The organism is Pseudomonas saponiphila (assembly GCF_900105185.1).
Taxonomy (GTDB): Bacteria; Pseudomonadota; Gammaproteobacteria; order Pseudomonadales; family Pseudomonadaceae; genus Aquipseudomonas; species Aquipseudomonas saponiphila.
In genome coordinates this window covers 2,513,516-2,525,894 of the sequence record NZ_FNTJ01000001.1, presented here as the reverse complement: position 1 = coordinate 2,525,894, position 12,379 = coordinate 2,513,516, and the positions used below count along the sequence as shown (strand labels likewise).

8 protein-coding genes are annotated in these 12,379 nt (G+C 65.4%); 3 read left to right on the top strand and 5 right to left on the bottom strand.

Annotated features, from left to right (window positions below):
- Nucleotides 1-105: 105 nt before the first annotated feature.
- The 3 genes from BLV47_RS11910 to BLV47_RS11900 all read left to right on the top strand — a co-directional run bounded on the left by BLV47_RS11910 (nucleotide 106) and on the right by BLV47_RS11900 (nucleotide 5,680).
- Nucleotides 106-1,845 carry a flavin monoamine oxidase family protein gene (locus BLV47_RS11910; protein ID WP_092313710.1) on the top strand — a complete coding sequence of 580 codons (1,740 nt, stop codon included), beginning with the start codon at nucleotides 106-108 and terminating at the stop codon, nucleotides 1,843-1,845.
- On the top strand, nucleotides 1,832-3,562 hold the full coding sequence (locus BLV47_RS11905) for an alpha-keto acid decarboxylase family protein (RefSeq protein ID WP_092313707.1): 1,731 nt from the start codon (nucleotides 1,832-1,834) through the stop codon (nucleotides 3,560-3,562). The genes BLV47_RS11910 and BLV47_RS11905 overlap by 14 nt, the downstream gene beginning before the upstream one ends.
- A 105-nt stretch (nucleotides 3,563-3,667) precedes the next feature.
- Nucleotides 3,668-5,680 carry a hypothetical protein gene (locus tag BLV47_RS11900; protein WP_092313704.1) on the top strand — a complete coding sequence of 671 codons (2,013 nt, stop codon included), beginning with the start codon at nucleotides 3,668-3,670 and terminating at the stop codon, nucleotides 5,678-5,680.
- A gap of 73 nt (nucleotides 5,681-5,753) precedes the next feature.
- Here BLV47_RS11900 and BLV47_RS11895 read toward each other — a convergent pair whose 3' ends face one another.
- The 5 genes from BLV47_RS11895 to BLV47_RS11875 all read right to left on the bottom strand — a co-directional run bounded on the left by BLV47_RS11895 (nucleotide 5,754) and on the right by BLV47_RS11875 (nucleotide 12,285).
- Complete coding sequence (locus BLV47_RS11895) at nucleotides 5,754-6,395, bottom strand: copper chaperone (RefSeq protein WP_167365650.1); 642 nt, start codon at nucleotides 6,393-6,395, stop codon at nucleotides 5,754-5,756.
- Between the two features lie 101 nt (nucleotides 6,396-6,496).
- On the bottom strand, nucleotides 6,497-8,071 hold the full coding sequence (locus BLV47_RS11890; RefSeq protein ID WP_092313698.1) for a tyrosinase family protein: 1,575 nt from the start codon (nucleotides 8,069-8,071) through the stop codon (nucleotides 6,497-6,499).
- Between the two features lie 120 nt (nucleotides 8,072-8,191).
- Entirely contained in the window at nucleotides 8,192-9,838 is a 1,647-nt protein-coding gene (locus tag BLV47_RS11885) for a phospholipase D-like domain-containing protein (RefSeq protein WP_092313695.1), read from the bottom strand.
- 771 nt (nucleotides 9,839-10,609) lie between these two features.
- Nucleotides 10,610-11,347: a vWA domain-containing protein gene (locus tag BLV47_RS11880; RefSeq protein ID WP_167365649.1), complete on the bottom strand. Its 738-nt coding sequence runs from the start codon at nucleotides 11,345-11,347 to the stop codon at nucleotides 10,610-10,612.
- On the bottom strand, nucleotides 11,272-12,285 hold the full coding sequence (locus BLV47_RS11875) for a magnesium chelatase ATPase subunit I (protein WP_092313692.1): 1,014 nt from the start codon (nucleotides 12,283-12,285) through the stop codon (nucleotides 11,272-11,274). Before BLV47_RS11875 ends, BLV47_RS11880 begins: the two co-directional genes overlap by 76 nt.
- Between the last annotated feature and the right edge of the window lie 94 nt (nucleotides 12,286-12,379).

Sequence of the window (12,379 nt, the reverse complement as noted above, 5' to 3'; positions counted from 1 at the left end):
CGGGGCCAAAACACCAATGATGGCAAACTGGAATTCCGCCAAAACTCGACAATACTAGCCCTCGGCAGGACGCCGGTGTCCGCCTCCGACCGAAAGGGAATTCCCATGAAAACTCCAGAACTCGAACTCGATGTGGCGGTTGTCGGCGGGGGGGCTTCAGGCACCTACAGCGCCTGGCGCCTGCAACATGAACAAGGTGAAAAACTGCGTGTCGGCCTGTTCGAATACAGCGATCGCATCGGCGGCCGGCTGTTCAGCATCAACCTGCCGGGCCTGCCCAACGTGGTCGCGGAAGTCGGTGGCATGCGCTACATCCCAGGTCCCGGCGGCCATGTGCTGGTGGACAACCTGGTCAAGCAGTTGCGCCTGCCGAGCCAGCCCTTCCCCATGGGCGCACCGCCGCCGGTGGGCTCGCTGAACAACCTGTTCTACCTGCGGGGCAAACGCTTCCGCTACCGCGACTTCAAGGAAGCGCCGCACAAGATCCCCTACGACCTGGCCTGGTCCGAGCGCGGCTTCGGCCCCGAGGACCTGCAAGTCAAGGTGATGAACTACGTGTACCCGGGCTTCGACCAGCTCAGCCTGTGCCAGCAGATGCAGGTCAAGGTGTTTGGCAAGGAGATCTGGAGGTACGGCTTCTGGGACTTGCTGTACCGGGTCATGAGCAACGAGGGCTACCAGTTCATGAAGGACGCCGGCGGCTATGACGCCAACGTCGCCAACGCCAGCGCGGTGACCCAGTTGCCCGCCACCGAATACAGCGACAACACCGTCTTCCTGACCCTGACCAAGGGTTTCCAGAGCCTGCCCCTGAGCCTGGCGGCCAAGTTCGCCAAACTGCCGGGGCTGCTGCCCGCCAAGCAGCGGGTGCAGATGAACCAGCGCCTGGTGAAAATCAGCTACGCCAAGGACCGCGACTTCCCCTATCGCCTGCACTTCCAGAGCACCGTCACCGAGGATGGCAACACCCGCGACACCACCGGCAGCCAGGTGGTGAAGGCCAGGCAGATCATTCTGGCCATGCCGCGCCGGGCGCTGGAGTTGATCGAGGCGCCGTTGTTCGACGATCCCTGGCTCAAGGAAAACCTCGGCTCGGTGCTGATGCAGTCGGCGTTCAAGCTGTTTTTGGCCTACGAGCAACCCTGGTGGCGCAGCCTCGGGCTGGTGGCCGGGCGCTCGGTCACCGACCTGCCGGTGCGCCAGGTCTACTACATGGGCACCGAATGCGAACAGCCCGGCGGCGAGCCGAGCCTCAACTCGCTGCTCATGGCCTCCTATAACGACATCGGCACCGTGCCTTTCTGGAAGGGCCTGGAAGGCGGCGCGCCCTTTGTCGGCCATGTACCGTCCAGCCATGCCGGGCAGTTGCAGGCCACCGAGGTGGTGCCGCGCTGCCAGTTCCAGGTCAGCGACGAAATGGTCCGAGTGGCGCAGATGCAAGTCACCCAGGTGCATGACCAGGTGGAATTGCCACGGCCCTATTCGGCGGTCTATCACGCCTGGGACGCCGATCCTTACGGCGGCGGCTGGCACGAATGGAAGGCCAACTACCGGATCGAGCAGATCCTCTACCGCATGCGCAAGCCGGTGGCCGACCAGCAGATCCATATCGTCGGCGAGGCCTATTCCATGGGCCAGGGCTGGGTGGAGGGCGCGCTGACCGTGGCCGAGTCGACCCTGCAGGAGTTCTTCGGCCTGAAACGCCCCAACTGGCTGCCGAAAAACTACGACCTGCTGCCGGCACTGACCCCGGATGACGGCGCCCTGCCCTGCCAGGACTGCGGCAAGACCTTGAACGCGGTCACCACCTTCGCCTACGAGGGCATCGACCATGGCCAGCAATGACAGCTTTACCGTTGCCGACTACCTGCTGACCCGCCTGCAGCAACTGGGCCTGCGCAAGGTATTCCAGGTGCCGGGGGACTACGTTTCGCATTTCATGTCGGCCCTGGAAGACTTCGACGGCATCGACGCGGTGGGCGAAATCAACGAAATGGCCGCGGCCTACGCGGCCGATGGCTATGCCCGCTACGCCGGGATTGGCGCGGTATCGCTGCAATACAGCGTCGGCACCTTCAGCGGCCTGAACGCCATCGCCGGCGCCTACGTCGAACGCAACCCGGTGGTGCTGATCAGCGCCAGCCCCACGGCGCAGAACCGCGAGCTGATCTGGTCCCAGGATGTGCTGTTCCACCATTCCACCGGTGATCTGGAGGTGGGCCGCAAGGTCTTCGAGCCGGTGACCGTGGCCAGCCTGATCCTCGATGACAGCAGTAGCGCCCCGGCGCTGATCGATGAGGCGCTGGTCAAGGCCATCAGCGAGCGCCGGCCGATCTACCTGGAGGCCTGGCAGAACGTCTGGGGCGAGCCCAGCCCACGACCGCAAGGCGAACTGCAGGCGCTGCCAGCGCGGTGCGACGAGGATTCGCTGAAAGCGGCCATCGACGCCAGCCTGCTGCGCCTGGACGGCGCCCGCGCGCCGCTGATCATGCTCGGCATCGAGATCGCCCGTTATGGCCTGCAGGAGCAGGCGATGCGCCTGATCGAGGCCAGCGGCCTGCCGTTCACCACCACCCTGGAAGCCAAGACCGTGGTCGACGAAAGTCACCCGCAGTTCATCGGCACCTACGCCGGCACCGCGTCGCGGCCATGGACCCAGGCCTTTATGCAGGACGTGGACTGCATCCTGGCCCTGGGGGTGATCTTCACCGACGACTACCTGCAACTGCTGAACCAGGATTTCAGCCGGATCATCCTGGTCAACAGCCAGCTGGCCCGCACCGGCCTGCAGTACTACCCCCACGTGCCACTGGCGCACTACCTGCAAAGGCTGCTGGGGGTCATGGGCCTGGACAGCGACTACCCGCTGCGCAACCACGCCCCTGAACCCGTGCGCCCGCCCCTGCTACAACAGGGCCTGGCCGACGATGCCCTGGGCTACGAGCTGTTCCTGGAGATCCTCGACGGCTTTGCCCGGCAGCAGAACCTGTGGTCGGGCAGCAGCCTGATCCTCGGTGAAAGCTCGGCGCTGTATGCGGCCAGCAACATCAACGGCCTGCCCCGGGACAGCTTTGTCGCCGATGCCATCTGGGGCTCCCTGGGCCACGAGACCGGCTGCGCCCTGGGGGTGGCCATGGCCAGTGGCCGACGGCCCATCGTGGTGGCCGGAGACGGCGGCTTCATGATGATCTGCCAGTCGCTGTCGACCCTGGTGCGCAACCGGGTCAACGCCCTGGTGTTCGTCATGAGCAACGAGGTGTACGCCATCGAGCAGGCCTTCGTCGACATCAGCGCCTTCAAGCCGGGCGGCCAGTTCGCCCCATTCGACATCCTGCCCGGCTGGGATTACCTGGCCCTGGCCAAAGGCTTTGGCGCCGAGGGCTTCAAAGTCTCGACCCGCTCCGGGCTGGAACAGTTGCTGCCGCAACTGCTGGCGCTCAAGGATCGCCCGGCGCTGATCCAGGTGGTGATTCCCCAGCGGGACCTGGCGCCGCAGATCAAGCGCCTGGCCCAGCCGGATGGCGAGCAGTTCGTCGCCCGCCACAGCCACGACAACGACTGAACCCCGGCCGTTGTCATTACCCGTTTCTCGGTAGGAGCCGGCGTGCCGGCGAACAGGTCGGCAAGCCGGCTCCTACCGAGCGTGTCCTTCAAGGAGCAAACCCGCATGGACGTCCCCTCTCTGCGCTCGACCCTGGCCGCCGGCCTGCTGCTGGCCAGCGCCGGCGCCCTGGCCCACAGCATGCACCACGGTGCCGATGACCACAGTGACGGCTTCACCCCGGTAGCGCCGGACACGCCCTACCTGCAAGTGCTTCACCAGTGCGTCAGCCCCCAGGACACCGAGGGCGACCAACTGCTCTCGGGCCTGGGCGGCACCCGCTACCCCCTGGTCAGCCTCAAGCAACCGGAACAGGTCCAGGCCTTCTACAGCCAGGGCATGGCCCTGCAATACGGCTTCAACTTTTCCGCGGCGATCCGCGCCTTCTACCAGGCCAGCCGTTTCGACGAGGGCTCGGCCATGCCCTATTGGGGCATCGCGCTGTCGGCCAACTCCAACATCAACAGCGTCGCCACCAAAGGTTGCAACCAGCTGGCCTACCGCTCGGCGCAGATCGCCCTGGAGCACGCCAGCGCCCGGCTCAAGGACAGCGCCGCACAAGCCGCCTTCAGCCAGCGCCAGCTGCAGCGCGAGGTGGATTACGCCAAGGCGCTGCTGAGCCTGTATAGCGAAAAGGACGGCCGGGTCAGCCTCGGCGATGAGGGTAACCAGCGCTACGCCGCCGCCATGAAAGCCCTGTCGGAAAACTACTTCGACGACCTCGATGCCGCGACCCTGTACGCCGACGCTCTGCTCAGCCGCGACCCGTGGAAATGGTGGGACGGCACCGAGGCGGTGTCCAACCAGGTCAAGCCGACCGACGCCGCCTACGAGGCCCTGCAAGTGCTCAACCGGGTGCTGGTGCAGGACCAGCAGCACACCGGGGCCAATCACTTCTACATTCACGCCATCGAGGAATCGCCGTTCCCCGACAGCGGCCTGCCCATGGCCAATCGCTTCCGCGAGCAGAACCCGGCCATCGGCCATCTGGTGCACATGGCCTCGCACATCTACCAGCGCACCGGCAACAACAACCTGGCCAGCGTGGCCAACTACACCGCCGTCTCGGTGGACCGCGCCTACGCCCACCAGGTGCAGCCGCAAAGCCCCTATGCCCTGCACTACCTGGGGCACAACCTGCACTTCCTGACCTGGACCCTGTCCATCGAGGGACGGCAGAACGAATCCCTGAACATGGCCGAGGAACTGGTGGAAAACACCACCCAGTACTCCGCCGTGCCCTTCCTCTGCCAGCAATACCGCGACGAGCTGAAGACCAAGACCGACTACTTCTACGCCGTGCCCTACTACTTCGCCGCGCGCTTCGAGGACTGGAATGCCCTGGCGCGGATCGAACCGAAGATCGACGCCGGCCTTGCGACCATCAACCAGACGTGCAAGGCGGCGAACCCGGACTGGCAGGACCTGAGCAAGCCCTACACCCAGCTGATGAAGGCCTATGCCCAGGCGTACCGGCAACTGGGCGCTCCGGACTTGAGCAAGGACGGGGCCCGCGATGCCCTGAAGGGGTTCTGGCAAGCAGTCGCCAGCTCGCCCCAGCCGTTGACCGGCAAGGACGCCCTGCAATACGGCAACAACCCGGCGTTGCAGCTGCTGCGCATCGCCAACCTGACCCTGCTCAACCGCGCCCAGGCCGGCGCCGCCGGTCCGCTGGAGCTGGCCGCCCTCAAGAGCCTGGGCAACCAGGTGTTCAACAACGATCAGGGGGGGCTGAACGCCGACCTGCAGGCCCTGACCGGCGATGCCGGCCAGCAGCAGATCGCTGCCTGGCGCAAGGCGGTGCAAGTGCAGGACGCCCTGGCCTACAACGAGCCGCCGGACTGGTACTACACCCTGCGCGAATCCCTCGGCTACGCCTTGCTGGAGCAGAAACAGTACGCCGAGGCGGAACAGGTGTTCCGTGAGGACCTGGCGGGCAATCGCCTCAGCGGCCGCTCCCTCAACGGCTTGAAGCTGAGCCTGGAAAACCAGCCCGACAAGCAGGTGCCGGCGCTGCTCAACGAGCAGTTGCAGACCGCCTGGCGCAATGCCACGGTGAGCCCGGTGCCGAGGCTGTAGGCTTTAAGCAAGGGTGGCCAGGGGAGGGATCGCAATCGCGGACAACCCGCCCCTGGGCGACGTTAGACAATGACTAGGACAGTCCCCGCGGATGCCGCGGCCAGGGCCAGTACCAGCGCAAGACCCGAGGCCGCAACAGGCGTTCGTAGAGCATCCACAGCATGCCCAGCAACATCAGCGCCACATGCCCCTGCTCCAGCAGCACCGGCAACAGCATCAGCGGCCAGCAGGAACCTACGCACCAAGCCCCAGCGGACAGGCCAAACCCCAGGCAGTCCCTCACATAGCCCAGGCCAAATGCACTGATCCGCGGCTGCCGGTGGCACTGGTTCAGGCAATGCTGCTTGAACGGCGAGGCCTGCCAGACCAGACACGGCAGCACCACGGCGAAAAAAAACGGCCACGCGCTCAGGCCAAACCACACCCGGACCGCCACCACCAGCCCCATCAGCAGCACCCCTGCCAAGCTCCAGACCGCACCAAAGCCCAGCACGAACAAGGCAATGCCCTGCCAACGCTTGCGCCGCAAGCTACGGTGCCAGACGTAGAACAAGGGTTGCGCCAACAGCAAAGGCAGCATGGCGAGCAGCATCAGCCACCAGCCCAGCAACAATTGCTGCGGTGGGTTGAACAGCAACACCTGCTCGATACCCTGCCAGCCCAAGGCATAACCGGCCAACGGCAGGCTGCCGCAGAACGCCGGAATCGACAGCATTGCCGTCGACCCCAGCAACCATCCCCACCCCGCTAGGCTGGCCAGCAGCAACCAGGGCAGCGGGCCTTGGCCCAAGGATCGCTGCCCACTGAACATGCCCCTCAACCGCCGAGCCGGGTGAGGCTGACCCGTGCCACCGTAATCTGGTCTTCGGCCGGCACCGCCGCCCTGGAGACCAGGCGAACATTCAACTGATCCGCCGAGGTGATGCCCCCCAGGTGCAGGGCATCGATGATATCGGTGATCTCGAACACCTCGGTAATGCCGTGCCCACCATGCTCCTGGTCGGCACGACTGGCACTGCTCACGCCGAACAACGACAAGACGCCGGCCCGCAGCTCCGGATGCTGGGTCGGATCGGCATCGGCCGGCAGGTTGACATAGACCTCCAGCAACACCGCATCGTTGTTGCCGCGAATGTTTTCCAGGTTGAGGAATACCCGGTCCGGCGGCGTCAGGCTGGCAGCCAACACGTTCGACTTAAGGCTGTTGAACACCTGTTGCGCGCCCTGCTTGTCCAGTTGCACCGAGGTCTGCACCGAGTGCCCGACTATGTCCAACGGCGCCTGATTAGCCCCTATGACCTCTGTTTCCGGCTCCTTGACCATCAATGCTCCGCTGACGCTGAAGTTCTGCAATTGACCGGCTGCCAGCCCTAGGCGCTGCAAGCGCTGATGCAGGCGGTTGCCTTGGCTCTTGACGGGAGCCGTGTTGTCGTATCGATAGTTGAGCCTGGGCGCCAGGGTGTCGAGCACCTCCACTACCTTGAACTTCCACGGTTCGCCATTGACCTGGGGCACGATAAAGGGCCGGCTCAACTTGTCGGGGCCGTTGTACCAGTGGGATTTGTCGGGGTTGCTGTGCTCATCGGGGCTGTCCAACCAGACCTGCCACAGGCGGTCGATGTTGGCATGGTGCAGCCAGAAGATCGGGTCCAGCGCGGCGGTTTCGGGATAGCTCATCAGGCCGCGAACCTCATACCGAGAACCGTCGTCCGCGATTCGCACCTGCTTGGAGCCCCCCACTTCGGTATGGACGACGTTGTGCGGGCACGACTCCAGGCGACCTGTGACTCCGCCTCTGTACAGGGATTTCGGAGTGCCGCCGAAACCGGGCGGGGTACCGTGTTTGCCACCCTCGTACCTCGGCTCGTCCAGACAGTCGAGTTTTATCAGGTCAGCATTGAGCACCACCTCGCCATTACCTGAGATACCGAACCGGTTTTCCACATACAGTGGATTGGGTCCCTCGTTGTCGGGCAGGACCTTGGCAGCAAAGGCTGGAGGCAGGTTCAGGGACTGCGACCCCTCGTTGTAATTCCAATAAGGCAAGGCCCAATCCTGGGGACCGCCCAGTCGGACAACCTCATCACGCACAATCTGCTCGAAAGACGCCAAGTAACCGCGATGCCAGGGCAGAAAGAACCAGTTGGAGTGCTGGCATTGGTCCCAGTACAGCAGCCGCTCCGATTCCTTCGGTAGCCTCTCGTCGGCCTTGAGGTAGCCGTCCCTCTTCCACCAGAACTCGGAGAAGCCGTGAATCCCCGCGAGAAACCGCCAGCTGGTGCGATCGGTGATCGGTCGCTGGCGCAGAACTCCCACCGCCCTGGCATACCACAACAGGGTCGGGTCCCAATCGCCGCTCAATTTCCCGACATCACGCCGTATAAAAACCATGATTTATCTCCCTGAAAAGGCTCCTTTGCGGAGGAAGCGCTCGCTCCGCTGGCAACGCTAGATCAGGTGATATCAATCTGCCTGCTCTGCTCCCGTAAAAGCAGACCGACGGCGGGCTTTTCAACGCCCGGAAAAACGCAGCCGCGACAACTGGCGCAGATCCCCTTCCAGGTAGTAGGCGTTGCTCCAGCTGTCGTCCACCGCCAGGGGCTGGACCTGCTTGAGGGCCAGTTGCTTGGCGAAGTAGCGGAACCGGTAGTGCTCGTAGAAGCGCAGCAATTCCAGGCCGTAGCGGTCCGCCAGGTCGGTATCGCCACGGATGATCAGGAAGTTCTCGTCGTTGCTCTGGCTGGCGCCGACACTGAGGTTGTGACTGCCGCTGATGATCACCGGCGCCTCGCTGGTGAAGTCGGTGACGATGGCCTTGGTGTGCACCAGCAGGTTGCCCTTCTGGCCCTTGAGGCCCTCCTTGAGCCAGCCCTCCAGGCCGTTGTTGAGCAAGGCGGTGGCGGCGAACTCGGCGGTGCGGTCGGCGTGGAAGCCGGTGATGCGGCTGGCGGTGTTTTGCAGCCCATAACGCAGCACATCGTCATGGGGTTGGCCGAGCAAGGCATCGAGAATGCTGTCGGGCAAGGCGAAGGCGGTGACGAACAGCAGGTCGCGGCGGGCGCCGTTGATGATCTCGACGAACTCGCTCAGGTCGCCCTGGCCGCTGCGCGGGGAAAACCCGGCGAACAGTGGCGCATCGGGCTGCATGGGGTTGTGCTGGGTCAGCCATTGGCGGGTGGCACCGACATCCTCCGGGGTCGCCCAGACCTGTTCGAACACCTCCAGGTAGCGCCCGGCAAGATCGGCGCGGTCGAGGCTGTGCAGCACGTTGGCCTGGCGGTAGACACCGTTGGCGGTGAAGTTGGTGCTGCCACAGAGCACCGCCTGGGGCTGGCGCTGGCCGCTGGCGTCGAGGCGGCTGAGGACGATGAACTTGTCGTGGAAGATGGCGTGGGTCACCCGCCCGCGCTTACAGTCCTGCGGCAGGTGCTGCAGGCTGGCCTGGTTCATCGTGGTGTCGGCGTCGCCGGGGGCGGCGTGGTACAGCACCCGCACCCGCACGCCACGGTCGAAGGCCGCGTTCACCGCATCGATGATCGCCTGCAACTGGTACTCGTAGATGGCGATGTCCAGGCTCCAGCTGGCGTCCGTGGCGCGCTGGATAAAGCCCAGCAGTTCCTCCAGCAGGCCGTTTTCCAGCCATTGCCGGGGCGCGTCCGGCCAGTCCTCGATGGCCAGGTTCTTGTTGGCGCTGAGCAGCGCATCCAGTTCGGGAAACTTGCGCGAGAACGCCTGGCTGGCGGCCACCGCGCGATTGAAGATCACCCGCTGCCCCGGAGGCTGGCCGTTGTCGGCGCTGATGCTCAACTCCAGGGCCTCGCCCAGTTGCGGCGCGTCGGGGCTGCCATACACCAGGTGCACCCGGTAGTTGAGGGTGGCGCCGGGGTTGACCGCGTAATCGGCCCAGCGGAATTTCTGCAGCGGCGCCTGATCGCTGGGGGTGGCGTTGTATTGCGCGAAGGTATGGGCCTTGCCGGGGAAGGTCAGGCTGTTGAACAGGAACAGCCAGGGCTTGCCGGCGGCCTGCTTCTCGATGGCGAAGCCCAGCAGGCCCTGGCGCCGCGAAGCATCCAGGTCCATGGCCAGCAGCACGCCGTTGGTCCCGGCATAGGCCTTGACCCGGAAATCGTCCTTGTCGTTACGCACCAGTACCCGCATGAAGTCACTCCTGTGAAAGACAGCGCAAAGCGTAGCCGCTTCCGCGACGCCCACAAACACCCCCGACAACACCGCCCCTGTAGGAGCCGGCTTGCCGGCGAAGAGGCCTTTGAGCCTTGCGCCGCCCTGGCCGACGCTTTCGCTGGCAAGCCAGCTCCTACAGTCAGTGCGTAACGCACGATGTGGCAGATTCCTGTGGGAGCCGGCTTGCCGGCGAAGAGGCCTTTGAGCCTTGCGCCGTCCTGGCCGACGCTTTCGCTGGCAAGCCAGCTCCTACAGTCAGTGCGTACAGCACGATGAGGCAGATTCCTGTGGGAGCCGGCTTGCCGGCGAAGAGGTCCTTGAGCCTTGCGCCGTCCTGGCCGGCGCTTTCGCTGGCAAGCCAGCTCCTACGGTCAGTGCGTAACGCACGATGAGGCAGATTCCTGTAGGAGCCGGCTGGCCGGCGAAGAGGCCTTTGAGCCTTGCGCCGCCTTGGACGACGCTTTCGCTGGCAAGCCAGCTCCTACAGTCAGTGCGTAACGCACGATGAGGCAGATTGCTGTGGGAGCCGGCTTGCCGGCGAAGAGGTCCTTGAGCCTTGCGCCGCCTTGGACGACGCTTTCGCTGGCAAGCCAGCTCCTACAGTCAGTGCGTAACGCACGATGTGGCAGATTCCTGTAGGAGCCGGCTTGCCGGCGAAGAGGTCCTTGAGCCTTGCGCCGCTCTGGACGACGCGTTCGCTGGCAAGCCAGCTCCTACCGGGAGGGGGGCAGTGTGTCGGGGTTGTAGTCAGGGGGTATGGACATCGAGGTGCTGGTAGGCGGCGTTGAGGCTCGCGGCCAGTTCGCGGGCCCGGCCAAGGCGGATCGGGCCGCGTTCGATGTCGAGCAGTAAGGTCGGGCAGTTCAAAGGCTGCAGCGGCGGCAGGCTTTTCAGGCGGCCATCGGTGATCAGCAGCACCCGCTGTTGCTCCGCCGGCAGGCGCCGCTGGCGCCGCTCCAGCCATTGACTGGCCTCGGCCAGGGCTTGTGACAAGGGCGTGCCGCCACCGGCGCCGAGGCCGTCGAGCCAGTGCCGCAGGTCCTTGGAGGCCTTCAGGCCCTGGACCTGCCAGTTCGGTGCGCGGCCGCTGGCGGTCAGCAAGGCCAGGCGCGCGCGCTGGCGGTAGGCGTCGTCGAACAGTTGCGCCAGCAGGCCCTTGGCGTCGCTCAGGGCACTGTGGCGACGGGTCGAGGCCGAGGCATCGACAATCACCAGCCACAGTTCATGGGGCGAGCGGCTGCGCAGGCGAAACAGCAAGTCTTCACGCAACCGCGGCCGGCCCTTGAGCAAGGTGCCGGGCCAGTTGATCGAACCGCTGCCGGCCGCGCGACTGGCGCCGTGCCGGCCTTGATCCAGATGCCCCGCCCGGGGCTTGGCATCCGCCCCCCGGTAAGTACGGGGGCGGATGCCTAGGGCTTTTTTGGCCAGCTCGGCACTTCGCGGCGGGCGCCGGTGGGCAGGGCCTGGGCCGGCATTTCGCCCCATTGGCCCTGACCTTCACTGGGGTCGGGGCTCGGGTTGGCGGATGCCGGTACCTGGGGGCTTGGCCCCGATGACGGCGCGCTGGGGGGAACCTGCCGCCGCCGGTGACGCAAGGCGAACTCGGCCACGGCGTCGATATCCTCCTCGGCAATCGCCGGAGCACCGCGCCAGGCGGCATGGGCCCGGGCCGCGCGCAGCCAGACCAGGTCGGCGCGCAAGCCGTCCACGGCGGCGGCAAAGCAGCGCTCGGTGATCAGCGCCAGGGCCTGGTCGTCCAGCGGGATGCCGGCCAGGGCAGCCCGCGCCTGCTGGCAGCGCTCGCGCAATGTGGCCTGGGGTTCGGCCCATTGGGCACAGAAGCCCTGGGGATCGCTGTCGAAATCCAGACGGCGGCGAATGATCTGCCCGCGCTCTTCGGGGGCGGGCTGGCCGCTGAGGGCGACGTTGAGGCCGAAGCGGTCCAGCAGTTGCGGGCGCAGTTCGCCCTCTTCCGGGTTCATGGTGCCAATCAACACGAACTTCGCCGAATGGCGATGGGAAATGCCGTCGCGCTCGATCAGGTTGGTGCCGCTGGCGGCCACGTCCAGCAGCAGGTCCACCAAGTGATCGGGCAGCAGGTTGACTTCATCGACGTAGAGCACGCCACCGTCGGCCTTGGCCAGCACCCCAGGGGAAAACTGCGCACGGCCTTCACCCAGGGCGGCGTCCAGGTCCAGGGTGCCCACCAGACGCTCTTCGCTGGCGCCCAGGGGCAAGGTGACGAACTGCCCGCTGGACAACAGATCCGCCAGGCCCCGGGCCAGGGTCGACTTGGCCATGCCGCGGGGGCCTTCGATCAGCACACCGCCGATCTTCGGATCGATGGCGGTGAGGCACAGGGCCAGTTTCAGGCTTTCAGCGCCGACCACGGCGGACAGCGGGAAATGGGGGGTGTCGCTCATGTCGGGGGCTCGCTTGGGTCGGGTCTTGGGGTGTTCGGGAGGACGCTTTCGCGAGCAAGCTCGCTCCTACGGGTAACGCATTGCCGTTGTAGGA

Excerpts from the sequence above, each read along its gene's own strand:
- BLV47_RS11900 (WP_092313704.1), top strand. The coding sequence starts at position 3,668 with ATGGACGTCCCCTCTCTGCGCTCGACCCTGGCCGCCGGCCTGCTGCTG.
- BLV47_RS11875 (WP_092313692.1), bottom strand. The coding sequence starts at position 12,285 with ATGAGCGACACCCCCCATTTCCCGCTGTCCGCCGTGGTCGGCGCTGAA.
- BLV47_RS11890 (WP_092313698.1), bottom strand. The coding sequence starts at position 8,071 with ATGGTTTTTATACGGCGTGATGTCGGGAAATTGAGCGGCGATTGGGAC.
- BLV47_RS11895 (WP_167365650.1), bottom strand. The coding sequence starts at position 6,395 with ATGCTGTCGATTCCGGCGTTCTGCGGCAGCCTGCCGTTGGCCGGTTAT.
- BLV47_RS11905 (WP_092313707.1), top strand. The coding sequence starts at position 1,832 with ATGGCCAGCAATGACAGCTTTACCGTTGCCGACTACCTGCTGACCCGC.
- BLV47_RS11910 (WP_092313710.1), top strand. The coding sequence starts at position 106 with ATGAAAACTCCAGAACTCGAACTCGATGTGGCGGTTGTCGGCGGGGGG.
- BLV47_RS11885 (WP_092313695.1), bottom strand. The coding sequence starts at position 9,838 with ATGCGGGTACTGGTGCGTAACGACAAGGACGATTTCCGGGTCAAGGCC.
- BLV47_RS11880 (WP_167365649.1), bottom strand. The coding sequence starts at position 11,347 with ATGGGGCGAAATGCCGGCCCAGGCCCTGCCCACCGGCGCCCGCCGCGA.